Source organism: Leptolyngbya sp. FACHB-541 (assembly GCF_014695875.1).
Classification (GTDB): Bacteria; Cyanobacteriota; Cyanobacteriia; order Elainellales; family Elainellaceae; genus JAAUTN01.
In genome coordinates this window covers 15,361-40,665 of the sequence record NZ_JACJPC010000064.1, presented here as the reverse complement: position 1 = coordinate 40,665, position 25,305 = coordinate 15,361, and the positions used below count along the sequence as shown (strand labels likewise).

22 protein-coding genes and 2 pseudogenes are annotated in these 25,305 nt (G+C 49.2%); 13 read left to right on the top strand and 11 right to left on the bottom strand.

Annotated elements, in window-relative coordinates; genetic code table 11:
• Positions 1 to 68 precede the first annotated feature (68 nt).
• Positions 69 to 1,712 carry a gamma-glutamyltransferase family protein gene (locus H6G00_RS13975; RefSeq protein ID WP_347278182.1) on the bottom strand — a complete coding sequence of 548 codons (1,644 nt, stop codon included), beginning with the start codon at positions 1,710 to 1,712 and terminating at the stop codon, positions 69 to 71.
• Positions 1,713 to 2,198: 486 nt separating this feature from the next.
• Between H6G00_RS13975 and H6G00_RS36650 the strand changes: the two are divergent.
• Positions 2,199 to 3,324: pseudogene (locus H6G00_RS36650) on the top strand (TRAP transporter substrate-binding protein).
• 11 nt (positions 3,325 to 3,335) lie between these two features.
• Here H6G00_RS36650 and H6G00_RS13965 read toward each other — a convergent pair.
• The 4 genes and pseudogenes from H6G00_RS13965 to H6G00_RS13950 form a co-directional block, all read right to left on the bottom strand.
• Positions 3,336 to 4,670, bottom strand: a complete 1,335-nt coding sequence (locus H6G00_RS13965) for a TRAP transporter large permease subunit (protein ID WP_190685177.1) — start codon at positions 4,668 to 4,670, stop codon at positions 3,336 to 3,338.
• A 78-nt stretch (positions 4,671 to 4,748) separates the two neighbouring features.
• A pseudogene (locus H6G00_RS13960) lies at positions 4,749 to 5,333 on the bottom strand (TRAP transporter small permease subunit).
• Positions 5,334 to 5,457: 124 nt separating this feature from the next.
• Positions 5,458 to 5,991, bottom strand: a complete 534-nt coding sequence (locus H6G00_RS13955; RefSeq protein WP_190797201.1) for a YkgJ family cysteine cluster protein — start codon at positions 5,989 to 5,991, stop codon at positions 5,458 to 5,460.
• 107 nt (positions 5,992 to 6,098) lie between these two features.
• A complete protein-coding gene (locus tag H6G00_RS13950; protein ID WP_190797200.1) occupies positions 6,099 to 7,340 on the bottom strand; it encodes an amidohydrolase family protein in 1,242 nt (413 codons plus the stop codon).
• A gap of 542 nt (positions 7,341 to 7,882) precedes the next feature.
• Between H6G00_RS13950 and H6G00_RS13945 the strand changes: the two genes are divergently transcribed.
• From H6G00_RS13945 to H6G00_RS13915, 7 genes are all read left to right on the top strand, one after another.
• Positions 7,883 to 8,845 carry a hypothetical protein gene (locus H6G00_RS13945; protein ID WP_190797199.1) on the top strand — a complete coding sequence of 321 codons (963 nt, stop codon included), beginning with the start codon at positions 7,883 to 7,885 and terminating at the stop codon, positions 8,843 to 8,845.
• A gap of 30 nt (positions 8,846 to 8,875) precedes the next feature.
• Positions 8,876 to 9,943, top strand: coding sequence for a hypothetical protein (locus tag H6G00_RS13940; protein ID WP_190797198.1), 1,068 nt, complete (start codon positions 8,876 to 8,878; stop codon positions 9,941 to 9,943).
• An 82-nt stretch (positions 9,944 to 10,025) separates the two neighbouring features.
• Positions 10,026 to 11,414, top strand: coding sequence for a hypothetical protein (locus tag H6G00_RS13935; RefSeq protein WP_190797197.1), 1,389 nt, complete (start codon positions 10,026 to 10,028; stop codon positions 11,412 to 11,414).
• Between the two features lie 59 nt (positions 11,415 to 11,473).
• Entirely contained in the window at positions 11,474 to 12,928 is a 1,455-nt protein-coding gene (locus H6G00_RS13930) for a hypothetical protein (RefSeq protein WP_190797196.1), read from the top strand.
• 53 nt (positions 12,929 to 12,981) lie between these two features.
• The gene (locus tag H6G00_RS13925; protein ID WP_190797195.1) at positions 12,982 to 14,139 is read left to right on the top strand and encodes a hypothetical protein; all 1,158 of its coding nucleotides are present in this window, start codon (positions 12,982 to 12,984) and stop codon (positions 14,137 to 14,139) included.
• Positions 14,140 to 14,341: 202 nt separating this feature from the next.
• Positions 14,342 to 15,046, top strand: a complete 705-nt coding sequence (locus tag H6G00_RS13920; RefSeq protein WP_190797194.1) for a hypothetical protein — start codon at positions 14,342 to 14,344, stop codon at positions 15,044 to 15,046.
• A gap of 183 nt (positions 15,047 to 15,229) precedes the next feature.
• On the top strand, positions 15,230 to 16,006 hold the full coding sequence (locus H6G00_RS13915) for an amidohydrolase family protein (RefSeq protein ID WP_190797193.1): 777 nt from the start codon (positions 15,230 to 15,232) through the stop codon (positions 16,004 to 16,006).
• A 36-nt stretch (positions 16,007 to 16,042) separates the two neighbouring features.
• Here H6G00_RS13915 and H6G00_RS36645 read toward each other — a convergent pair whose 3' ends face one another.
• Positions 16,043 to 16,678, bottom strand: coding sequence for a response regulator transcription factor (locus H6G00_RS36645; RefSeq protein ID WP_190797192.1), 636 nt, complete (start codon positions 16,676 to 16,678; stop codon positions 16,043 to 16,045).
• Between the two features lie 22 nt (positions 16,679 to 16,700).
• Positions 16,701 to 17,591 carry a trypsin-like peptidase domain-containing protein gene (locus H6G00_RS13905; RefSeq protein ID WP_190797191.1) on the bottom strand — a complete coding sequence of 297 codons (891 nt, stop codon included), beginning with the start codon at positions 17,589 to 17,591 and terminating at the stop codon, positions 16,701 to 16,703.
• A 192-nt stretch (positions 17,592 to 17,783) separates the two neighbouring features.
• On the opposite strand from H6G00_RS13905, the gene H6G00_RS13900 reads away from it, so the two are divergent.
• Positions 17,784 to 18,341, top strand: coding sequence for a hypothetical protein (locus tag H6G00_RS13900; protein WP_190643780.1), 558 nt, complete (start codon positions 17,784 to 17,786; stop codon positions 18,339 to 18,341).
• Between the two features lie 155 nt (positions 18,342 to 18,496).
• Here the strand turns inward: H6G00_RS13900 and H6G00_RS13895 are convergent, their stop codons facing one another.
• The 3 genes from H6G00_RS13895 to H6G00_RS13885 form a co-directional block, all read right to left on the bottom strand.
• Positions 18,497 to 19,126 carry an FMN-dependent NADH-azoreductase gene (locus tag H6G00_RS13895; RefSeq protein WP_190797190.1) on the bottom strand — a complete coding sequence of 210 codons (630 nt, stop codon included), beginning with the start codon at positions 19,124 to 19,126 and terminating at the stop codon, positions 18,497 to 18,499.
• A 35-nt stretch (positions 19,127 to 19,161) separates the two neighbouring features.
• The gene (locus H6G00_RS13890; protein ID WP_190643782.1) at positions 19,162 to 19,329 is read right to left on the bottom strand and encodes a DUF1427 family protein; all 168 of its coding nucleotides are present in this window, start codon (positions 19,327 to 19,329) and stop codon (positions 19,162 to 19,164) included.
• 268 nt (positions 19,330 to 19,597) lie between these two features.
• Entirely contained in the window at positions 19,598 to 20,749 is a 1,152-nt protein-coding gene (locus tag H6G00_RS13885; RefSeq protein ID WP_190797189.1) for an MFS transporter, read from the bottom strand.
• Between the two features lie 146 nt (positions 20,750 to 20,895).
• Here H6G00_RS13885 and H6G00_RS13880 point away from each other — a divergent pair, with 146 nt between their 5' ends.
• The 3 genes from H6G00_RS13880 (at position 20,896) to H6G00_RS13870 (ending at position 23,423) form a co-directional block, all read left to right on the top strand.
• A complete protein-coding gene (locus tag H6G00_RS13880; protein ID WP_190643784.1) occupies positions 20,896 to 21,585 on the top strand; it encodes a metalloregulator ArsR/SmtB family transcription factor in 690 nt (229 codons plus the stop codon).
• 143 nt (positions 21,586 to 21,728) lie between these two features.
• Complete coding sequence (locus H6G00_RS13875; protein ID WP_190797188.1) at positions 21,729 to 22,661, top strand: NmrA/HSCARG family protein; 933 nt, start codon at positions 21,729 to 21,731, stop codon at positions 22,659 to 22,661.
• 12 nt (positions 22,662 to 22,673) lie between these two features.
• Positions 22,674 to 23,423, top strand: a complete 750-nt coding sequence (locus H6G00_RS13870; RefSeq protein ID WP_190797187.1) for a beta-phosphoglucomutase family hydrolase — start codon at positions 22,674 to 22,676, stop codon at positions 23,421 to 23,423.
• A 13-nt stretch (positions 23,424 to 23,436) separates the two neighbouring features.
• Here the strand turns inward: H6G00_RS13870 and H6G00_RS13865 are convergent, their stop codons facing one another.
• Positions 23,437 to 24,357: a protein-glutamate O-methyltransferase CheR gene (locus H6G00_RS13865; RefSeq protein ID WP_190797186.1), complete on the bottom strand. Its 921-nt coding sequence runs from the start codon at positions 24,355 to 24,357 to the stop codon at positions 23,437 to 23,439.
• Positions 24,358 to 24,559: 202 nt separating this feature from the next.
• Between H6G00_RS13865 and H6G00_RS13860 the strand changes: the two genes are divergently transcribed.
• Positions 24,560 to 25,297 (top strand): Crp/Fnr family transcriptional regulator, encoded by a 738-nt coding sequence (locus tag H6G00_RS13860; RefSeq protein ID WP_199318477.1) that lies wholly within the window; start codon positions 24,560 to 24,562, stop codon positions 25,295 to 25,297.
• The last annotated feature ends 8 nt before the right edge of the window (positions 25,298 to 25,305 follow it).

Here is a 25,305-nt window from a genome sequence, read left to right as displayed (position 1 = left end):
TTCTTTGTATCTCACGGAGGGAGTGCTCTGGGCGATCGCCCAGAGCACTCCCTCCGTGAGATAAGGTATTACCAACCGATTGCAAGACCATCTGCACGAGGTTCTGAGGCAGACATCAACACATCATCATGACGCAAGATCATTTGTCCTCTGCCGAAGTATGAGGCTTCTGTAGTGATACCGATTTGGTGTCCCTTATTTTGCAGTCCTGCCACCACATCTTCAGGCGTTTGTGGCTCTAACAACACCTTGTTGTCTTCCATAAATCGCCAGCGAGGAGCATCCAGAGCAGTCTGCGGATTCATTACATAATCAGCTAGGTTGACCACCACTTGAAGATGTCCCTGTGGCTGCATTGCCCCACCCATCACTCCAAACGGGCCTAAAGGCTTTCCATCTCTTGTGAGAAAACCCGGAATGATGGTGTGAAAAGGACGTTTGCGAGGTTGGAAGCAGTTGGGATGATCAGGCTGCAAAACAAATCCAGTTCCCCGATTTTGCAGCGCGATACCCGTATCAGGCACTAAAATACCGCTGCCAAAACCCGCATAGTTTGATTGGATGAAAGACACCATCAGTTCTCCATCTGCCGCAGCCAGATAAACCGTTCCTCCTTTCGGTAAACCTGGTTGAGCAAGGGGCAAAGCATTTGTTCCAATGAGCTTGCTGCGCTCCTGAGCGTATGACTTATCCAACAGCCACTCATAGGGAAACTCCATATGTCGTGGGTCAGCAATATAGCGATAGGCATCTGCAACCGCCAGCTTCATCGATTCGATCGCCAAATGATAGCTCTCAACCGAGTCACGTGGATGATTAGCAAGGTCAAAATTCTCTAGAATGTTGAGCGCTAAAAGTGTGGTTAACCCTTGACCATTTGGCGGAATTTCCCACACGGTTAAGTCACGATAGGTTGTAGAAATCGGGTCTACCCAATCTGCTTGATGAGCAACCAAATCAGCTTGCGTTAGAAACCCTCCGGTCGCTGCTGCAAAAGCCGCCATTTTTTCTGCTAGCTCTCCTCGATAAAAGCTATCTCCCCTGCTGTTGGCGATCGCCTCCAAAGTTTTGCGATGTAAGGGACTGCGCCATATTTCACCCGGTCGAGGTGCTCTCCCCTCCGGGAAAAAAACAGCCTTAAAAGGTTCAAATTCAGCAGCGGTTTGAGGCAAATAAACCTGCTCAGCTTGCTTCCAGGCTTGGGCGGTCACAGGTGAAACCGGAAACCCGTCTGCACATCGAATAGCAGGCTCAAACAAACGTTCAAAGGGAAGTTTGCCATATCTTTCCCAGAGGGTTCTCCAGGCTGAGACTGCCCCTGGCACGGTGACGGGTAGCCAACCTAGCTCAGGTACACTTCTCATCCCATCAAATTCTTTAAGGCTGAGGGCTGCGGGGCTGTATCCAGAAGCATTCAACCCTTGCAGCTTACCGTCCCAAACTAAAGCAAACGCATCAGAGCCAATGCCGTTGGAGGTTGGTTCAACAACGGTGAGGGCGATCGCGGTGGCGATCGCAGCATCGACAGCATTTCCCCCAGCAACCAGCATCTCCATTCCAGCCATTGCCGCTAGCGGTTGGGAAGTCGCCACCGCGCCGTGTTGAGATAAAACAACTCGACGAGTTGAGGGATAAGGGTACTGAGTCAGGTCTACAGGATTCACAAGCTGTCCATTAAAGCAACATTCATACTGTAAACCTCCTACATCGATCACTTTTTGAGGTGTAATACCGTCTCTCTAAAAAGAGGTTACAGATGGAAGGGCACCCCGCTCCGCGGGGTGCCCTTCCATCTGTAACCCTAATTTTTGGAATTGTGTGAGTGGTAGCACGGCTCCGCCACGGACCACTCACGCAGGAAGTCTTGTGTACCACCCTGTACCCCGATAATCTGTACCTGGAAAATCGGAACTCTTTCTGGTATAGGGACAAGCGCATAATCTGAGAAAATATTTAGACCCCGCCTCTAATCGAGTTGGGCGATCGCCGTTTACAAAGGTTGATGAAGGGAATACACCATTCCCGCGATCGCTTCACTGCTTGCACCCATGCTGCTTGAAGTCATCCCTTCAGACTTCTGGAGTCGGGCAGCCCTTACCGACGAGGAAATGGTTTTCGTCATAGTTGAGCCACCCAACTCGGTTAACCAGTCGATTCAGCCGATTAAAATCAATCCCGTCACGTTGGAGAAACCCGCCATGAAACGCCGCACGTTGAACCAGATTGCCCTTGGAACCATCAGTGCAGCAGGACTTGCCGCCTGTCAGCAGTCTAATTCTGCCACTGGAACATCTAATGCCCCTAGCACCACCGATTTACCGACGATCGAGTGGGAAATGGCGACAAGTTGGCCCGTTGCTCTGGACACAATTTTTGGGGGCGCTCAAGTGTTTAGCGATCGCCTCGCTAGCCTGACTGGCGATCGGTTCAAGATCACTCCCCGAGCTGCGGGTGAACTGGCTCCTCCACTTGAAGTGCTGAATGTTGTGTCTCAAGGTGCGGTTCCCTGTGGGCACTCGGCTTCATACTATTACCTTGGCAAAAGTCCGGCTCTCGCCTTTGGCACAACAGTTCCCTTTGGGCTGACGGCGCAACAGCAAAACGCGTGGCTCTATGAAGGCGGAGGGCTGCAAAAACTGCAAGAACTCTATGCCAGCAAGTTTAATGTGATTCAGTTTCCCGCTGGTAATACGGGCACCCAAATGGGCGGATGGTTTCGCAAAGAGATTAAGTCCGTGAATGACCTGAGAGGCTTGAAAATGCGTATTCCTGGACTGGGTGGGCAGGTAATGGCAAAACTAGGCGTGACCGTGCAGAATTTACCCGGTGGGGAAATCTTCCAGGCACTTCAAACGGGGGCGATCGATGCCGCAGAATGGGTGGGCCCTTATGATGATGAAAAACTTGGATTGAATAGAAGTTGCTCAATACTACTATCATCCCGGCTGGTGGGAACCGAGCGCAACTTTAGAGGTACAAATCAACCTCAACGAATGGAACAACCTTCCCCCCCCATATCAGTCCGCCGTGCAAACAGCCGCTTATGAAGCGAATGTGACCATGCTCTCACGCTATGAAACCCGTAACAATGAAGCGTTGCAGCGGCTAGTAGATAAGGGCGTTCAGTTACGGTCCTACAGTGATGAAATTATGGAGGCTGCACAACAAGCTGCCCTAGAACTCTATGACGAATTTGCCGCCCAAGATGCTGATTTTCAGTCCGTGTACTCGGAATGGAGAGAATTTCGCGATCGCGTTTATGCCTGGGACAATCTGAATGAATCCAGCTTTACCCGTTTCACCTACAGCAAGTTGAACGAATAGCATCACCAGCTTTACTGAAACGACGCATTCACAAGCCAACTCACCGTTTGGGGAAAGGCAATCACGATCAATAACACCACAACTTGTAATGCCATAAAAGGAAGGGCACTTCGGTGAATGTCGATCGTGCTAACTTCCTTGGGCGCAACCGTTTGCAGGTAGAACAGGGAAAACCCAACTGGGGGTGAGATAAAGGCGGTTTGCAGATTAATTGCCATAATCACCCCAAACCAAACCATATCGATTCCCAAAGCTTGTGCTGCGGGCACTAGTAGCGGCATCGCGATAAAGCAAATCTCGATAAACTCTAGAAAAACACCTAGCAAAAAAATCACAATATTACTGACAATCAAAAAGCTAAGATAACCACCCGGTAAGCTGACCAGCAATTCGGTAATCAGTCGCTTGCCACCCAAGTCATCAAAGACAAGGCTAAACAAGGAAGAACAAAAAAGAATAATCAACACGAGAGCCGTAATCGATGCCGTGGAATGGGCTGCATCACGGATAAGTTTTTGATTCCAGCGTCGGTTGAGGGCTGCTAACACGCAGGCTCCAACAGCTCCAACGGCTCCTGCCTCAGTCGGAGTTGCAATGCCAAAAAAGATGCTGCCCAGCACTGCAAAAATTAACAAGATGGGTGGTAGAACCGCCTTTAAAAGTTTTTGAAATAAAGCCATACCGCCAATCATTCGCACTTCTGGAGGGAGTGCCGGAGCCGTTTGGGGACGCATTAGCGCCACTACCAAAACATATAGGGCATAAGACCCCGCTAGCATGAGTCCAGGAATTAACGCGCCTAAAAACAAATCTCCTACTGACACGCCAATCTGGTCACTCAGAACGACCAATACCAGGCTGGGAGGAATTAACTGAGCAAGAGTTCCAGATGCCACAATCACACCAGAGGCAAGCTGCTTGTCATAGCCATAGCGCAGCATGATTGGTAGTGAGATCATTCCCATCACAATCACGGTTGCAGCAACTACACCCGTTGTTGCAGCGAGCATGGTTCCTACAATTACGACTGCTAGGGCTAATCCGCCGCGCAATCGCCCCATCAAAATGCCAATTGTTTCTAGCAATTCCTCAGCAATGCCAGATTTCTCTAGAATGGCTCCTAAAAATACAAAGAAGGGAATAGCAAGTAGGGTGAAGTTTGACATCGTGCCAAACCAGATATTCGGCAGCAGCAGCAAGCGGTTGAGGTTAAAAGCACCCACTGCCAAACCGATCGCCCCAAAAATTAAAGACGTTCCCGCAAAGGAAAACGCTACGGGATACCCGCTGATTAGAATAATAAAAAAGACGACAAACATGGCGATCGCCAGCCACTCAAACCCCATACTGGTCTTGCTCCCGATGATTAATTAGTTATCTTTTAAGCTGTAAAACTGTGCATTTGAGGGCAGTTTTAGCCAACTTTATTCGTAGGGAAGTTGTTCTGCATCTTGCTGCACATTGACTGGCCGTCCTAATAGAAGGGCAGCATACTTGATAGTTTGGGCGATCGCCTGTAACAACAGCAGAGCTAATCCTACCAGTAGCATGGTTTTGATTGGGGCACGGGGCAACCCATTGGCATCAGAAGAAACCTCCTAGCTTCCCCACGTTCCATCTGGAAGTTGCCCCCAAGATGGCAACACGGGGTTGAACGCAACATAAAGACCCAGAATGCAAAACGGAATTAGAAAGAACAGCGTTCCAATCAAATTAATCCAGGTTTTTCGTCGTTCGCTCCAGTGGGCATACCAAAAATCGACCCGTACATTCTGGTCGTGCTTCAAAATGTAAGCAAAGCCCAGCAAAAAGATAACTGAGAATAAATACCATTGCAGCTCAATGAGAACATTGGAGGAAAGCTGCAATCCAATAAATCGTCCAATATAGCGGACAGCCACGTTATAAAAACCAACGGCGACAGTTAGGATTACGAGCCAATCTGCCCCTTGTCCCAAGACCTCGATCAGGCGATCGATCGCCCGTGCAAACTTAAGTAAAATTCGCATTTAAATTTGTTCGTCTAGAGTTTCACAAATCCTACATCTTTATGAGTCTAATGTTGCAACAGAAAAGGGCTACAGCGGGAGAGGCAACCTACTGTAGCCCTAATTCTTGGAATGGGCATCGGACTCATTTCGACTGATTGATAAGGCGATCGCCATAGTGTTTCTCAAAAGCAATAGGGGCACCACTCATCCGCTCAAGGTCATGACAAATTGCTTCCGCGTTGCCCCACACGATTGCATTCTCCCCACGCTGATTAATCTCGGTCTCAACCTGCTGACAGTACTGGTCTTGATCACGGGCAACAAAGAAACCATAGGTTCGACAGGCGATCGGGCGAGCATGATAAATTCGGCAAGCTCCCTCCTCATTCAGATAGGGACACACAACGGATAAGCCGAGGGTGTTTTCTGCAATCTGTTGCAGAAGGGCAATGATCTTCTGTTCGACGACAACCTGTTCTAAATTTGGGAGTTGCGCGACGGCTTCATCTACCCGTTTCCATTCCGCAGTACTGAGTTCAGGAGGATGGGCAAGGTGACGGCAACAATGGTCGCACCCCCGTCGGCAGGGCCACCAGTCTCGCTCAGATCGAATAGCCTGAACCCTCGATTCAATGCGTTCGTCTAAATCCTGTAGCAACTGTTGTAATTCGTCCATCTCAAAGTTGATTGTTTTCCCCTACTATTCTCCCCAACCCTGCCAGCATTTTAGGGCTGCTGCCATTGTTTGTATTAGAATTCATGCTCCTGTTTAGGACAGCACGATCACAGAGAAACTAGCTTGGGAACAAACCACTGTTGTTCTACTTTGCTTTGTGCCACAACAACTCCATTTTTAATAACAGTGCGTCCCATTGGGGCAGCACCGATCGCCTCACTGACTGAACGCACATTCAGCAATACCAGATCAGCTACATTGCCGGCTGCAATTCCGTGATGCTGGATGCCAATCGCCGCTGCTGCCTGACTGGTTGCCATTTCCAGACAAAGCTGGTGGCTCGATACGGTTCCCAGGTGCAGCACTTGCGCTAGTAAGGTACATAGCTTCAGCACATCGCCGTCTCCAAATGGAGTAAACAGATTGAAGACATTGTTGGTCGCCAGCCCAACCGTGACTCCTAATTCTGCTAAACGATGCACAGGTGCAATGCCACGACGAACATTGTGAGTATCTTTGCGAGCCATCATGTATAAGTCAGTTGCAGGTAACGCTAAAACGGATACTCCTGCCTCTCGCATTGCAGCAGCAAACGTCTCTAGTTCTGAAGGTGTTAAGGCTGCTAGCTTGGTCATGTGTCCCAGGCAAACCCGTCCCTGCCAGCCTCGCCTGACCGTTTCTTCTATCACGAACGGTAAGAGTAACGGCTCATCGTTATCTAAAAAGTCAAGATGAAAGTCAACATCACAGTCAAACTCCTGCGCCAGATCAAATACAGTTTCAATATTTCGCTTTGGATCTGGATCGACGTAAGGGGCAGAACCGATCGCATCTCCTCCCATTGCTAGCGCCTGACGGAGTTGATCCCTTAATCCATCGTGGTTTGTAATTCCCTCTTGGGCAAAAACGGCAAGCTGTAGGGTAATGCCCCAGGAGTAAGCTTTCCGCAAAGGCAGCAATGCCTCCATCGCATCAAGCCCCATCGTTGGATCGACTTCGACATGAGTTCGCATGGCAGTTGTGCCAAAGGCGATCGCCTGCTCGATTACCCGTCTTGCCCGATTCTGGATATCCTCAATCGTAAATGATTGCTTCAGTTTCAAAGTTTCGCGTAGGGCTTCATCAAGTGTGCCATCTAAAGCTGGATAGCGATCGAGAATCAAGGCTTTGTCGAGGTGAATGTGCCCATCCACCAGTCCTGGAATCAGCAGGTTCCCTTGAGCATCTAGAGTTTGAGTTGCGGATGCGGCTAGAGTTGGGGCAATGTGGGTGATGCGATCGCCCGCAATTCCCACATCCCACTGTCCTTGCCGTCCGGGCAGAATTGCATTGGTAATTTTTAGATCCATTGAAAAACTGTTAAATCGTGACAATACGCTCTTAAAACCATAGCCTTTAGTTTGCTTTAGAGAAAAACTTTGGGCGTTGCTAAATATACGGGTGTGATTCACGGCTCTCAATCCTCTTTGTAGGGGGATGGCAATGTGTCACCCGACGAAATTCATACATCAAATCAGCAACACTGGAAGGGCACTCCGCGACGCGGAGTGCCCTTCCCTCTGTAGCCTATTTTTAGAGAAACGTTGCTAAACCCTGTTTAGCTTTTGTTGATGCTACTCATTTTGTAAGAGATAAGTACCCCACGAGGGTACTGACACCTCTAAAAACATCCTCTAACTTGGTGTTTATGGCATTCAGCCATATCCAGGGCAAGTCCCACAACGTCTGCTCTGGCTCAACTCGCAGCGCTCCAGAAACTAATTGATATGGCGTTTTGGTTTGATTGATGTACCTTCTTGCATTAATCAAATCCGTAGTTTGGGATATTTTCAGTACCTAGTACTGAAAAAACTTAAGAAATTACACCCCTAATCAAACTGGGAGATCAAACATGACAAACGGGTATGCCAACGGCAGAGCAAGTACTGCCGAAATGGAATTTGAGTCACCACCCTACTCAAACCTAGACCTAGAAGATGAGTGGGAGATGCAAGAATCCACCAATTACTCCAACCCGGAGTTTGCTAATGAATGGGAAGTGCAAGAATCAACTCCCTACGCCAATCCTTACTCCAATCCGGAGTTTGAGGATGAGTGGGAAGTCCAGGAAGCTCTGCATTCGTCTAATCCTGAAATGGAGAGTGAGTGGGAAACAGAAGGTGAGTATTTCTTCAAAAAAGCTTTGCGAGGAATTGGAAAAATTGCCAAAGTAGCCGCTCCCCTAGCAAAGCGTCTGGCCCCCATTGCTGCCAAAACACTCATCGGAGCTATACCCGGTGTCGGAGCTGCTGCCGGCCCCTTAGCCGGAAAACTTGTGGGTGCCTTGCTGCGAGAAGGCGAAATGGAGGCAGTCCAGATGGAAGCAGAATTCTTTGGGACAAACGAGGCAGAAGCAGAAGTTAGCAATACAGAAGCTGCCTACGAAGCCGCCTTGACTGAAGTGCTAGCTGCCGAAGCAAGCCACAGCCAAAGTGAAAGTGAAGCTGAGGCATTACTGGGAGCTGCCGTCAGTAGCACGGTTAAGAGTATGAACGGACAGCGACCCTTACGTTACATTATCCCAGTTCTAGTGCAAGCGAACGCTCGACTTGTTCGGCTCTTACATCGTCAAGGTCCGGCGGGTCGTCAGCTTTTGCGGCTGATGCCAACCATCATGCGTCGCACGATCGCCAGTTTACGGGCGGCTCGACGTGCAGGTCAGCCAATCAATGCGGCATTAGCTCAGCGATTAATGGCGGCTCAAGCTGCACGAGTATTTGGCAACCCCAAAACTTTGACCAAGGCAATGATTCGCAATGCCATTATTCGTCAGCGTACCGTTGCTCCGGGTCGATCGATTTCCCGTTCCGCATAGTTCATTCAAACAAAAGGAGACTGTTGAATTATGGTAATGCAAAACGAGGCTGTATTTGAAATACCTGCTTCCCATGAAGTTTCTCAGTATAGCAATCCCTTTTCTACTGCTGAATACGAGAATGAGTGGGAAATGCAAGAAGCCTCTCAGTACAACCCCGAATACGAGAATGAGTGGGAAATGCAAGAAGCCTCTCAGTACAACCCCGAATACGAAAGTGAGTGGGAGCAGGAAGCTTCCCAGTACAACCCTGAATACGAAAGTGAGTGGGAAATGCAGGAAGCTTCCTTATACAATCCCGAATATGAAAGTGAGTGGGAGCAGGAAGCTGCTTTATACAATCCTGAATTTGAGGATGAGGGTGAGTATTTCTTCAAGAAGTTGGGCAGAGGGCTGAAATCACTAGCCAAAGTGGCAGCTCCGATCGCCAAAAGGCTTGCCCCAATGGCAGCAAGAGCATTAGTGGGAATGATACCGGGTGTAGGAGCGGTTGCAGGACCACTAGCTGGAAAACTCACCAGCGCCTTATTAAAAGAGGGTGAAATGGAGGCGGCTCAACTAGAAGCTCAACTATTTGGCACAAATGAGTTTGAAGCAGAAGTTGCTAACACTGAAATTGCTCATGAAGCCGCTCTAACTGAGGTTTTAGCAGCACAAGCGGCAGAAGCCGGAACAGAGGCAGAGGCAGAAGCGGCTGCGGCTGCGGCGTTGCCGATCACGATCACGATTATGGGTGGACAGCGGGCACTCAGACCCGTTACCCCTATTCTGGCTCAAGCCAATGGTCGATTAGTGAAGACATTGCGCCAGCAGGGTAAGGTCGGCAAACAGCTCTTGCGGACGGTTCCTGCCATTCAACGGCGAACAGTTGCCACTCTAAAGGCTGCCTCCCGTGCCGGTAAGCCCATTACTGGAGCAATGGCAGTCAAAGCAATGGCAGCCTCAGCACAACAGGTATTAAACAATCCTCGAACTGTACAGCGCTCTATCACCCGGAATGCAGTTTTGCGTCAGCGTGTTGCTCCGTCAAATCCCCGCCGCGCTGCTGCTCAGGCTGCCCGCTGTCCTAGTTGCGCCAGCAAAAGGGCTGTTCGCTAACAAGGTTACGAGTTCTAAGTTTTGAAATGTAGCTCGTAACAGAATGCATCAAACCGTCCCCACTTCCAGCCACTAATCGAATATGGTATCCTCACCTGCCTCATTTAAGGTGGCATCTGCACCCGCCACTCCAAAAACCACCTCAGCAAAGCCTACCCCACCCCCGAAGGTTGTTTCTGGTGATAACCTCCAAGGAGCTGCCACTCCCAGCGAGCAGCGCCTGATGGATAATTGGCTAAACGTCCAAGCCATTAACCTGATGCGGCATTCCAAATCGCTGCGTCCGTTTGCTAAAGATGAGTTTGGGACTGGACCAGCAGCCCCTAGCGAGGCTCACATTGAAGCTGTGAATCGGTTCATTGAAAAGTTTCGCAGCCGACTGACCGAAAATGCGCGTTGGGTGGAAGCTGCTGCTAATGCAGCACGCCGTGAACCTGCAAGCCAGCAGTTACGAGTGCTGCTGGAGCGTAAACAAACAGTGAGTAACCAAGTCCTTTATTTGGAAGGAATTTGGGATTTTTACTTTGATTTATTTGTGCAGCGGCTTTCATCATTTGGGGAACGGTTGCGAACGATCGATCGCATTGCGATCGGTTGCTACGAAAGAGTTTACAGTGGTCTCGGTACGGCTCAGCCCACCCCTAGCTTGTTGCCATTTAGCTATGCTGACAGCGGTTTCAGTCCAGCCACCTTCCGCCGGGGAGTGCCGCTGTCAAAACTACGTCGCAACTCAAATCTGTTTCCGCTGATTATGCTGCCCCAGCATCGTTTGGATAATGTGTGGGCACTCTCTAGCGTGTTGCATGAAGTGTCTCACAACCTCCAGGCAGATTTGGGTTTGTGGGAGGTCGTTCCTGCCCGTCTCTATCACCGCTTGACAACAGAGGGACGTTTTCCCTCTCAGATTGCTCAGGTGTGGGCGCGATGGCACAAGGAAACCATGGCAGATATGTTTGCGCTGGTGCTAGGTGGTCCTGCTGCGGTGGAGTCATTGATGGATGTGGTGGGGCGATCGCCTGCTGATACAGTCCAATTCAACCCGCTGTCGGTGCATCCAACGCCTTACCTGCGAGTGCTGATCAATTTGATTCTGCTAAAGCGGCTGGGGTTCACCAAGATGGCAACCGAGTTAGAGCGGGTGTGGCAGCGGCTTTATCCTCGGATTACGCCAAATGACATTCCCCCCAGTTTCATGAAGACCTTTTATCCGGCGGCTGAAATGGTGGTGGATACACTGGTGTTTCAGCCTTACAAACAGTTTGGCAACAAGTCAATGGTGCAGGTGGTGAACTTTGACCCGGCACAAATGGGGCTAATTGAGCTGGCAGGTCGGCGGCTGGCAAAGGGTGAAGACCCCGGTACCGTTCCAATTCGATTAATGATTAGCGCTGCTCGGTTTGCGCTCGATCAGCGTCTCGCCCCACCCCAAACGATTACTGACAATTTCTACCGCATCTTGGGACGACGTTAAGCGTTAACTTTCAAGCGGTTTCTCAAAACATTCCTTTCAATATTAATGAGGTTGCAAAGATGGCATTTCCTTTCAAGGACACAGCAGGTTCTGAAATAAGCCTCACTCCTGAGAATTTACAAAAACTGCGTCAGAGCTTCATCGATAAGTTATTTGGACCGTCTGCCACTATTGCAGGTACGCTTCCCAGGGAAGCTTTGATTGCCGACCAACTCGCGCAAATCACGCGCGTTCTGGGGCGTTCTGCCACCAATGAAACTACTGTTTATGACAATGGCTCAGTTCGATCAGGGGCATCCAGCGCTGCAAGTTCACTCACTTTGCAAGTGGAACGAGCACTAACGCAAGTGCTGGGGCGATCGCCCGGTCGTGGTCCCGATGGGTTTATCAGTGCGCTGAACAGTGCCTTTCCCACGGCAAAAGATGGGCAAGTGATGATGCAGCCCGCCCGCAGCTTAGTATCTCTGCACTCACCCATTACCGAAGGAGCAAGCGGACAGCTTTCAGTTGAGCAAGCAAATCTCTATCGTCAGGCATCAATTATTGGTAGTGATGCCCTGAAAGTGTTGGATGGCTTGACTCCGTTTGATCCTAAATCAGACATTGATGCTGTAAACGCCTTACGCGCTCTGGTGAGATCGCAAATTCGCAGCTTAATCGATGAGTTTGGGCGGCTCGACGAACCTCGTAAACAGCGGGTTAATTCTTACTTTAAAACACTCCTTGGCACAGGTGAAGAAGGAAAGGTAGATGGTTACTTATACCGCTTAGGCGAAGAGGGCCACTGGGGGCGCGGTCAGGTGTTTGGTCTAGAACTCAAAGTTGTTCCAGTCACGCTCGAAGACGAAACGCAGGTCGCAGGCTTTGCACTGTTGCTTGAGCATGTCAAAACGCTGCTTCGGAGTTGGAGAAATTACGAAGAGTCCAAGACAAATACCGAGACTATTGCCGGACGCTACAGCGATCGCTTATCGCGTGCCAGCATTATGCTGCCTGTAATCGCCGACAGCAACGCCAACCTGATGTCAGCAATGGATTCGATTGCCTTTACCCAAAGCGAACGCCGCTCAGACTCGGCCTTGTTTAGCAATCTGCAAGCTCCAACGGAAGATCCAAACATTCCAGGCAAGATTACCCTGGGAAATACCCAAGCCGCGATCATCTTACCCGACATTACTGTGAATGATTTTGATGAGTGGGTCGATCGCTTCACCAGCCTAGAGGCTCCTTCGGTGCTGTCAACCGCTGGACAGTTTGGCTTGGATTTCGTCACCGACCAGGCTGACACGCTGTTTTGGACGATTGGTGTAGTTCTGTATGCAGTTCTGCCACAGAAGGATCCGGCTGGCAGACTGCTCAGCAATAGAAACCAAGGCAAGCTGCTCGGCAAAGTACTGGCGTTTGAGCGCGTACAGCAAAGCTTGAGCGAACTGATCTATCAGCTCGACACGCTAGCCAGCCTAGGCGTAGGCAGCATTTCATCAGAGCGTCCCTTGGGAGGGACCTTGATGTAAGTTTTGTTTGCACTCGTGAATTTCGTTTGCACTAGTTGATAAGGAATCTGATTATGAAAGCACGCGACTACGATCGCCGCAATGACCAAATCGCGGCACTGTTGCAAAACACGATCGAACAACTTGGACCAGAACTGGTTGCTAACCCGCAGTTGGCAGAAGTACTCAACCGCATGGTCGATGACCAGCTACAAAAATATGACGCTTCTCAAAATGGAAAAAGCGCTCCGGCAGATGGGGGACTGGCTGATTTAATTGGATTCGGTAAAGATGCCACCACCGATCTTGGTGATGCACGAGTATCAAGTGGGGTAGTGGATTATGACGATACGGTCAGGAGTGAGCGTATCCTGGCGAGCGCCGACCTCTATTACCTCTACATGCACGAACGGCTCGGCGTGTTCCGCGTGATCGACAAACTGCAAGAACTCTTTCAAGCCGGTACACTGCGAATTTCTAGCGGTGAGGGTGCTTATGGGCTCTACCGCTTCGACAAGCACAACATCTTGCGCTATCACAAACGCGAACGGATGCGAGCCTATCGGCGCGTATTTGGCTACACCACGGTTGATCCTGGACCCGGTGCGCGTCCCAATCCCCAGTTTCACGGATTATTTTCACACTTCATTGGCGAAGCGGCAAAATATTGGCGTGATAAGCGCATCAGTGAGGTAATTCGCGAACGCGCTACCGATCCAACATTTGGCTCAATTGCGATCGTTCGCCGCTCTGGACTAGACCTCCGCAACAACCTGAAGAATTCATCCTACGGCTACATCAACGTCTTGCGCGTTGAAACCAGTCAAGCACTAGCTGAATGCTTTAAGATCCTGGAATCGTCTGATGTTCGCGCTCAATTTGGAGCCGATAACGCCTGGGAACTGATTGAACTCGTTTTGTGGCAGTACTTCCACGAATCAGTTCATGCTAGTACGATGAACCGGATGGCGGTCGCTGGACGTGAGATTATTCGCTGGTTAGCAGAACCGTTTGTGCTTCAGAAAAACCGCAGCGAGTTTGAAGCTCTGCTGCTGCGGATCGCCGAATACGCCGAAGAGTGGATTTCGAGCGAAGAGGGAATGCGCGTTAGCCGCCCAACTCCGCCACCGCGCCAGGTTTACATGCCCGGTGCGCCACCCTCTGGAATGCGTCGCGAACCGATAATTGGCAGACCCAGGGGAATGATGCCTGGCCCAAAAATGATGGGCTAGGGCAGCGTGTTCAATATGCGGGTCTGAAACACCAAGCTCTGAGTGTCCAGTTTGAATCTTTAAGTCCCATGCGTAATAGCTTGGCGATCGCTGACGAGTCTCAGATATTCGTCAGCGAGATTCAGACACTTATTAATGAATCTTCGGGCCTCATTCATGAGCCTCAACGGCTTAACCCACACGATATGCAGTGGAGAAAATCATGACAGAGAATCCCGTTACAGTAAAAAAGGCTCTGCAAAATCAATGGCTGTTTGAGTCACTCAGCACTCCAGAGGACAATGACCAGAATTGGTCTTGGGAGCAAGATTTTGCTGAAATTTCACCTAGTGACGGCAAGCAAAATAAAAGTACTTTATTTGAAACACCTCTAGCTCCGGAGGTACGTAATCTTGTTAGCCATTACTCAAGCACCCGTGATTTGTTTGAAGCACCTCTTCGCTCAGACGTAGATTACATGGCTGCGACAGAGGGAGTTGAAATTAGATTGAGACAGAACCTTTTCACGGGGAGAGAATCTCATGACCAGAAAGAAATACTCAAGTTAGCAGACCAACCAACACCAGGTACCAGGTACGAAGCTCTTGTCAGGAGAAGATTTGGTAACCTCGGAGGTAAGTTGAAGTTAAAAACAACAGAGTCAGATGCTTGGCGCAATGAGCAAGAGGGTGGAAGCTTGGTTAAAACTCCTGTCGAAATCACCATTCACAGGAAATGGAACAGTAGGAAAAGGCTACAAATTACAGAAGCTCTACTTACAAAGCATCGAGTTACAGTGATTACGCCTAGCAGAAACAGGGACAGTGCTATGGTGTCCCTTAGGTCTATTGGAGGTCAGGTCAAAGCCTCGCTTAGGAGGAGGCACAACAAGACCAGCAATCTTACGGTAACGTTAGTCCTAACCTGACGATCAAGTAGATCCTCCTGTGCCTTGAACTAAAGTTTGGGCTAAAAGCTAAAGTCTCAATTCTGTTGGGTTACGCGATGCTTCACCCAACCCATGCTGGAGTACAGTTCAGCTTTATTCTTCATCCTCCCTTCTTCATCCTTACTGACTGCGATATCTCAGAACTCAGCACTCACACATACCATGATCATTGATTGTCACTGTCATGCTGGAAAAGGTGACTTACTCACAGGACCGTGGGATACAGATGCACCTGTTGAACTTTACTTGAAGCGGGCACATATTGCGGGAATTAACAAAACAGTCATCTTTTCGCCCTTTCACAGTAACTATGGACAGGCGAACGCTCATACGGCTCGAATCGTCGCCAGGTATCCCGATCGCTTTATTGGTTTTGCTTTTATTCATGCTCAGCGCGATCGCGGTCGTGTCTATCAAATTATTCAGCAAGCAGTTAACCAGTGGGGATTTTGCGGCATCAAAGTTCACGGACATGAAGCCCCTGCCACTCGCGAAGTGTGTGAGGTTGCCCGTCGCTTTCGGCTTCCGCTCCTCTACGATGTTGCTGGTAAAACAGATGTTATTGAACTGTTGGCTCCACAATACCCAGACGTGAATTTCATCTTGCCCCATCTTGGCAGTTTTGCTGATGACTGGCGTGCTCATCTGAGAGTCATTGATCAAATTGCTCGATTTCCCAATGTTTACGCTGATACATCAGGCGTTCGACGGTTCGATTATGTGGTACAAGCAGTTAAGCGCGGTGGTGCTCACAAAGTTCTCTTTGGTTCGGATGGTCCCTGGTTACATCCCGGTCTAGAGTTACACAAAATTCGTTTGCTCGGTTTACCTCCTAAACAGGAAGCATTAATTCTGGGTAGAAATCTATTACGACTGCTTCAAAAAGTAAAAGCGCCGTCAAGACCGAGAATAGGGGCAGAACATACACTGGTGTCGTAATACCACTACTTGAATTAGCTCTGAATTGAAGCTGAATTAAATAAAAATAAGTCCCTGTCGCATTCCCAGCGTAACTGCTTCGGTGCGACTAGAAGCGTTGAGCTTAGAGAAGATCGAGCTAATGTGAAACTTGACGGTGTGTTCAGAGATGTTGAGCTGACGGGCGATCGCCTTATTCCCCAAACCCGTTGCCATCAGTTGCAGCACTTCCACTTCGCGGGGGGTGAGAGGGGCATCCAGAGCCTCAGACTGTACGGGCTCATTCGATTCAGGCAATTCCTGAAGCAGAATGTCAGATACATCAGGATGCAAGACCACCAAACCCGCTGCGATCGCCTCAACCGTGAGAATCATTTCATCCGTTGTGATATCCAGGGGTAAAATTGCGCGAACACCTGATCTCAGCAGTGCTATGGCGGAGTAAGCTTCAGTTGGACTCACCAGGAGAGCGATCGCTACCTCCTCTTGACTGGTCAACATCTCCAGGTTGGTATCTGTCAGCAGGGCAAACTCCAGTACCACCACATCGATCTGTTGAGAGCGGAAGAATTGCTCCAGCGTCGTTAAATCAGCCGTGCGTCCGACGACTTGAATCGTTGGCTCGTGGATCAGCATTGCCTCCAGCCCTGCTTGCATGATTAATGAGCGAGCCACGATCAAAACACGAATCACCGGAGCCTCCTCACAGGCAGGGTTAACGTTCACCGATGGTTAGAGTCAACTCAACTAGCTGTCCGCCCCGAATCATTTGTGCGGTAATGGGCTGACCGACCTGCTCTGACCGGAGCTGCGATCGCAACGCTTGCACATTGGCGATCGCCTCACCCCCCAACGTTAATAAAATATCTCCGATGAGTACTCCGGCGCGATCGGCGGGGCTATCTGCTTCCACACTCACAATTAACACACCCACTTCCTGAGTGAGGTTGAGTGACTGTTTCAACTGTGTCGTTAACTCCACAGGCTGCAGCCCTACGCCCAAATAGCCCTGTGTAATCCGTCCGTGTTGCACCAACTGATCCACGACGCGATTCACTGTTGTGATCGGAATGGTAATGGCAAAGCGACCGCGTGAATGCGTCGTATTAATTCCCAAAACGCGACCCCGAGTGTCGAGCAGTGGACTTCCAGAGAATCCCGGAAACGGTCGAATATCAGGACGAATCAGGCGATCAATTCGACCGCCTGTCCAGCTTTGCCACTCTCCTCCCAGTGATGCCAGAATGCCGCAGCTAGCGCGAATATTACCATCATCCGAACGTCCAAGCGCTAACACTAAATGCCCAACTCGCAGTGTATCCAGGTCGCCCAACTCAGCAGTCGGTAGATCAGGCGCATCAACGCGCAGCACTGCAAGATCTGTTCCCGGATCTGTGCCCACAACAGTTGCAGACAACGCACCCTCTGGAGTCATCAGCGTCATATCTCTTTTGCAGCGCACCGCATCAACAGTGGTGACAACAAGTCCCGATCGCCAATGAACTCCACTAATGGCAAAGCGTCCTGATGGTAAGGTGACAATCATCGGAGCAGCTTGGGCGATCGCATTTGCCAGTTCATCTGAAAAGTCTGATAAGGTCGTCATGGCAACTCTCCAATGCTTTTCTTCAGAATGCCAAACCTTCTTTGCTAGTAGCATCAGGCAAATCGGTAGCTAAGCGCCTGGAAAAATGGCTAGGGGAACAACTAGCCCGTATAACCTTTTTGTAAGGAAATACAATTTTTGAGCATTCGTTAGGATAAGGAAGCTGTTCAATTTCCGTGTTTAGTGAGAAGCATGATCGCAATTTTGGGTTGGAGTTCATTAATTTGGAAGCCTCAAGATCTGCCCTACGAAGGAACTTGGCAGCAGGGTGGCCCTGTACTTCCGCTGGAGTTCACACGGGTCAAAACTGCCCGTCCACTCACATTGGTACTTGATCCGGTGAATGGCGCTGATTGTCCTACACAGTTTGTTTGGAGTTCGCGGACAAATCTTGCTGATGTGATTCAAGACATCCAAGATCGAGAAAATGCAAGTCCAGAAGAAACTGGCTACATCGACCTACAGCAAAATCTGAGTTCTATCGAAGACTATCCCGAACAAGTTAATGTCGATCGCATTGTGCGGCAATGGTGTCACAAACAGCAAATTCCCGCCGCAGTTTGGACAGCAATTCCTCCTAACTTTACCGAAGAATTAGGAGTTGAGTTTTCTGTTGAGACGGCAATGCAGTACCTTGAGCAAGTTCCTAAATCTGACCAGGATAGCGTCGTGGAATACATTCAAAACACACCACGAGAAATTACCACTCCATTTCGGCAACATGTAGAAACTGTATGGGGGATACGGTAGAAATTTATCCTTACAGCCATTTCCAGTTGGATAAACCACAAATCTCTGTAGGGGTAGTTCGCGAACTGCCCCTACGCTATGGCTTACCCATCCGAAAATGGCTGTAAGAAACCCTCCAAATTATTACAGCAATACAGGTAACAAGTCGGTTTGAATCATGAGTGCTGCATGGACGGCTGCCAAGATGTGATGAGTTGATGAATAGATTTTTGGGCAGTGGCGATCGCCAATTGTCGTTTTTCCGCTCCCATCGCCAAATTTTCTGCATGGATAAAGGCAACCTCAGTGATGCCAATCAATTCAAACACCGCCCGCAGGTATGGCTCCTGAAAATCTAATGAGCCACCTGCATAGCTGCCACCTCGCGTGGTGATGACTGCTACTTTCTTGCCTTTCACGAGTCCCTCATAGCCATCAGAACTAACCACAAAGGTTCGCCTTACCCGAACAATTTGATCCAGATAGGCTTTGAAATTGGCAGGAACGCTGTAGTTATACATAGGAACACCAAAAACCAGAAAGTCTGCTGCCAACACTTCATCAATTAACTCATTCGAGATCGCCAAAGCAGATTCTAAGGCTGGAGTCATCCCAGCGGGAGGGGTAAATGCTGCTGCAATCCAAGCTTCATCAATGGGTGGAACGGGGTGTCTTCCTACATCCCGATAGGTGATGTGTCCTTCTGGATAAGTGTGTTGCCATGCCTGAACAAACTGTTTAGTTAATGCACGAGAGATAGAGCGTTCTCCTCTCGGACTTGAATCTACTTGTAGAATATGTGCCATGTTTAGACATCCTTTGTGTAAGTTTGATACTTGAATTAGTAGTGAAAGATGTGTTTGACCTGATCAATCGACCAGGCACCCAATAAAATTCCGAGTGCCCCGACAAATCCCATCAGCGGAGGTGCAGGTAACGGCAGTTTTAACCACCCGAATAAAACACCCACAATCCAACCTGCAACTAACGAGAGAATAAATTCCTTCATGATTTGAACCTCTGATTGATTAGATGAAAAACCTATGTATCTTAACGAGTTGAAGAATTCGTTTTTATCAGAGCGTCTAGCAGAAATAGAACGCAGCCAGTCGTGAAAAGACAACACGCCATTAAAATGAGAAATGATCTTGGCGAAAAACTTATCCAAGTATTGTTAATCGCATCCCATGTGAATAGAAGTGAGCCAAGCAAAAACAGGAAATTACCCAATACGCTGTAAGAAGGCATGAGAAACCATTACTCCAAATCGTATGTTTCTACAGAAGCTCATGAGGTTGGCGTTTCTTCTGCTTGAGGGTTTGATAAATGGCAATGAGTGAGACATTGCTGACCAACAAAAGGGCTCCAAATCCGATAAGGGTATTGACAATACCAAAGCGATCGGAGAACAAGCCAATTAAAATCACAGGAATGCCATATCCCAGATAGGCACAGACAAAATAGCCGGAAATGGCTCGTGCTGGTTGAGCGCTATCTAGTCGCACGACTTCAGCCAATCCACCCAGGTAAGTAAATCCGTAACAAGCTGTACCTGCGATCGCCACCCCAATCAACACCAAACTCAAAATTTCAAATGCTGTACCCAACGTAAACAAGGCATATCCAATTACCAGTAGCAATGAACCGAGCTGGAGCGATCGCCGTGCTTCCATGTGTCGGGCAGCAGGTTGAAAAAAAACTCCTGCAATCACAATGATGAATAACATTGGACCCGACCAGTTAGGTAGCCCATAATGCGTGAGTTGAGCGGGTAAGATGATGCCTACAATGCCTGCTAATGACCAGGCAAGGGCGATTGCTAGTCCTGCCCAGATTGTCGCTGAAGGAAATACAGGCAGTCGAATCAGGGGAGTTGATGTAGTTGCCTGTTCAGGAATGCCAAAAGTTAAGCCGATGCAACCGAGAATCAAACCAAAGACAACCCAATAGCTAAATGGAACCAATGAATCCTGAATGGAGAGAACTGCATTGGTAAACAGGGCACCACTAGAAAATCCTAGAGCAGTGGTTAAGCTGACGTAAGCAGCAACTTTAGCGGAGTGCTGAGGCATCAGAGTAGATAAATAAGCGGTTCCGGTTCCCGTAATTAACCCCACCCCGATTCCTTGCAACACCCGTGTTATTAACAGGGTGTAAATTGTGGGTTGGGCAATCATCAAAAACGTGGCAACACAGACCAATAACAAGCTGGTGAGAATCACCGTTTTGCGTCCAATTCGGTCAGACGCTCCACCTAGCAAAATTAATGTGGGTAGCAGCCCCGCCACATAGGTCGAGAAGGCGATCGCCGAGATCCCATTGCCAAATCCCGCTAGTCTTGCATAAGTACCATACAAAGGAATTTGTAGATTGGTGGCATGGGTGATCAGAAAAATGGCGATCGCGACAATTAAAGCAGGTCGTTTCATCGCTAGTTCCTACATACAGGAAATTTTTTACGTTGAATTTTAGAAGCCTTGGTTTCTAAAGAAAAACCTTTATAAAGAGAGTAGGCGATCGCCATTGACTTTGTAAAGAGATTTTTTTACTTTGTAGGTGTGGTAGAGAGCTAGCTATGGTAAAGAAAACGCAAACTCAAGAAACGGCTGTTCGGACGCGGCGGGCGATCGTTCAACTCTTAAAGCAGGAGGGCAGCTTGGATGCAGAAACCCTTGCTGCTCGTCTGGGAATTACAGCGATGGCAGTGCGGCAGCACCTTTACGCCTTGCAGGATGAACAACTGGTGACCTACCAGGAACAACCGCGACGCATGGGGCGACCTGCAAAACTGTGGCAATTGACCCCAGCCGCCGATCGCCTATTTCCTGATGGTTATGCAGAACTCACTTTAAGTTTGCTGAATTCTGTCAAAGAAGCGTTTGGTGAAGCAGGGCTAGACCGCTTGTTAGAAGTTCGCACTCGGCAACAGCTTGAAACTTACACCCAGCAAATGGAAGGTAAGCTAGCACCCGACACAACTGCGGAGCAAACGCTCAAGCAACGTCTACACAAATTAGCTGAAATTCGCACTCATGAAGGCTACATGGCAGAGGTGCAGGCTCAACCAGATGGCTCATTTTTGTTTGTGGAGAATCACTGCCCGATTTGCGCTGCTGCTACTGCCTGCACTGGACTCTGCGCCAAGGAGTTAGAAATCTTTCAATCTATCTTGGGAAATGAAATTAACATTGAGCGTGTAGAACATATCATTGCCGGAGAACGGCGTTGCGCTTATCAAGTCAGCTTAAGCATGTTGCAGATATAGGTAGGGACGCACCGCAGTGCGCCCTTACAGAAATTGGTGTGTCGCGAAATCTATTGAAATCGGTATTAAACAATTCCTGGTCCAAGGAGTAAAATCTCTTTGCTTGGATAGACTGAAGTAATCGTGGGGTAGGAGCGATCGCAATGAACAGTTCTGATTCGTCCAGCGGTGTAGAGGGTCAGATTGGCAAGGTTCTTCTGATTGGAGTCACTGGAGGCACGGGGCACCATGCGATTCAAGGGCTGCTGGAGCAGGGCATCACAGACTTGCGAATTCTTACCCGTAAAATTGATTTAAGCCGACCCTCTTTGGCTCAACTCAGCCAAGCCGGGTTAGAGCTAGTGGAAGCCGATCTGGATGATGCCACTTCTCTAGCTAAAGCCTTTGCAGGAGTTGAGCGAGTTTACTGCCATGCGACAGCCGGAGATTCTGCTAAGCCTGACCCTCGTGAGGTTTCTAGAGCCAGAGTATTAGCCCAGGTTGCTCAAGCAAGCGGGATTCGCCATTTCGTCTACAACTCTGCTGGAGGAGCCGATCGCCATTCAGGAATTGGACATATCGAGCAAAAGTATCAGGTAGAGCAAATCCTTCAACAAGCTGGACTCCCGACTACCATGCTGCGAGCCTGCCTGTTTATGGAGGAATTTTGGAAGCGGTATACCCGTCCATCTGTGCTCAAAGGCTCATTCTCCTTCGCAGTGCAACCGACTAAGCCCCTTCATCTGATCACCACTAAGGATATGGGGCGTGTGGCTGCTTATGTGATGAAACATCCTGAACAATACATTGGCAAAGCGATCGAGCTAGCTGGAGATGTGTTGACACCCCGACAAATGGCAGACGCATTTGCCAAAGCTCAGGGAAAACCAGTCGTCTATAAGGAAGTGCCGCCGTGGATCTTTTTACTCCTGTTTCGCAAGTCACTGTTTGACCTGATTCAGTGGTATCGCAATCATGGCTATCAGGCAGACGTGCCCCACCTGCGGGATCAGGAGTTTCCCGGCTTACTAACAACTTTCCAGGAGTTTTTGGAAGAAAGCCATTGGGCAGACAAAACGTTGACGATACCTAATTGAGAGCAAACTGTCATGAACCAGACCCACCGCATTACAGCCGATCGCTTTGACGCGGCTCTATTTGATTTAGATGGGGTGTTGACGGCAACGGCTAAGATTCATGCGGACTGCTGGAAGCGCTTATTTGATCAGTTTCTCAAACAGCACGCCGAGAAGATGAGTAAGCCTTTTGTACCGTTTGATCTGGCGAATGACTACAAGCTTTATGTTGACGGCAAGATGCGGTATGTCGGGGTGGAGAGTTTCTTGCAATCGCGAAGCATCCAGCTCCCTCATGGCGACCCGACTGAGTCACCCAATTATGATACCGTGTGTGGGCTGGGCAACTTTAAGGACATTTATTTTGGTGAGGTGCTGCATTCCCAGGGTATTGAGGTGTACGACGGTTCAGTTGCTCTGGTTCGCCATTTGCGCCAGCAGGGATTGAAGACAGCGGTTGTATCCTCTAGCCATCACTGCAAAGAAGTGCTTAAAGTGGCTGACATTGAAGACTGCTTTAGTGCGATCGTCGATGGCAATCTTGCTGATCAACTGCACCTGGCTGGAAAGCCTGCGCCAGATGCTTTCTTGCTAGGAGCCCAACAGCTTGGGGTTGAGCCAAGCCGAACGGTGGTGTTTGAAGATGCGCTTTCAGGAGTTCAGGCAGGTCAGGCCGGTCAGTTTGGTCTGGTTGTGGGGGTCGATCGCGCTCAACAGACTGATGCCCTGCTGCAACATGGAGCCGATATTGTAGTTCAAGATTTGAGTGAGTTGGTGCTGTGAGCCAATTCCGCCTCTAGCTAGTCATCGAGCCAAAAGCCAACGGGAGCAAGCGTCTATTCTTATGAGCATTTGGCACTTTTGTGAATACTCTGGCTTGCCGATGGACAGATTGAAAAAGTGAAGTTTGAATGTGGGACACCAAATTTTCTGCTTGTCCTATTAGCAGATAACCGGTTGGCTGCAAACTGAAATGGAATCGAACCAATGCTCGGATTTGAGTTTCTGACGTGAGGTACATCAGCATATTTCGACAAACTAGTAGATCGATGCGGGGCAGGGGTGGGGCCTGAATCAGGTTGCGAGTCCGAAAGATAATGGAGTGATAAAGCTGCCGCCGCCAACGGTAACCTTCCGCTGTAGGCTCAAAATATTTCTCCAAAAGGTCAGGGGGAACTGGCTCAACGGCATAGGAGGGGTAACAACCTTTTTGGGCTTGCAGTATGGCCTCTGAATCCACATCTGATCCGTAGATTCGTACTCGTTGCTGAAATTGCTCTATTCCCAAGGCTTCTGCTAATAGGATTGCCAATGAGTAGGTTTCTTCTCCCGAAGCACACCCTGCACTCCAGATCCGAATCGGTTCGTCGGGTGCTTTGCTTGCAATGATTTTGGGGATCACTTCATTCTCTAGATGATCCCAGACGGGGCGATCGCGAAAGAAGGAAGTGAAGTTAATATAAACAGTATTTAAGAGATGAGTAACTTCATCCGGTTGCTGCTTTAAATAGTCAAGATAGTCCTGATGATGCTCAGCTCTCACGTCCCGCATCCGCAGCCGAACTCGACGCAAGAGGCTAGGGAGCTTGTAACCCGTGAGATCAATCTGCTGAACTTGCTTAAGATACGTCAGTAAGTCTTCTAGGTCAGCCGAATCAGTTAAATCAGTTGCTTCTGTTGGCGAAACGGTTATGTTAGGAGGCAAACAATGGTACATAGATAGGAGTTAACCTGAGTCTGTGGGTTGAACTGAACAAGCTAACGACTGTCTAAATCTTAGATGCTCTCCTATGTGAGGCTCTGTCCAGTTTCGTACAGGAGAAAATCTTGATACCCTTCTGTTGATTAAATTGGGCGACTGGATGGTGGGAATCTCTCACCTGTGTACGAGGTGCGATCGCCTCCTGTGGAGCTATGCTATGCTTACGAGCTACGAGATTGCTATGGCTGCTAGAAATCGTCTGCTTGATTCTCTACCCCAACCCTTATTTGAAAAACTGACTCCTGCTCTCAAAAAAGTCTCGCTACAACTGGGCGATCGCCTGCATGATCCGGGTGAGATCATCTACGATCTCTACTTCCCTCTAGATTGCGTGCTGTCGATCACGTTGATGATGAGTAATGGCACAACGGCTGAAACGGGACTGGTCGGAAATCGGGAGGTGCTAGGGGTCAACGCCTTTATGGGAGGTCGAGAAACGACGCAAACCACCTATATTGTGCAACACGCAGGGGATGCCTTAAAAATTGATGCGCGGGTCTTGCTCAAAGAGTTTGATAGTAATAAAGACCTGCGCGATGTGATGTTACGCTACACCCAAGCCTTTATTGCCCAAATCTCACAAACTACTGCCTGCAACAGTCTTCACAAGTTAGACCAGCGATTGGCTCGCTGGTTGCTAGAAGTGCATGACCGCGTAGAGGCAGATGAGATAGCTTTAACCCAGGAATTTATTGCCGATATGCTGGGGGTGCGTCGTGCTGGAGTCACCCAAACTGCCCAAGCGCTTCAGGATCGTCGTCTAATTCGCTACCAGCGTGGGCACATTCATGTCCTAGATCGACCCGGATTAGAAGCCTCTGCGTGTGAGTGTTTCCACACCGTTAAGGAGGAATACGATCGCTTGCTGGGTAGCCATCACAAAGTACTACCGTAACGCCACAG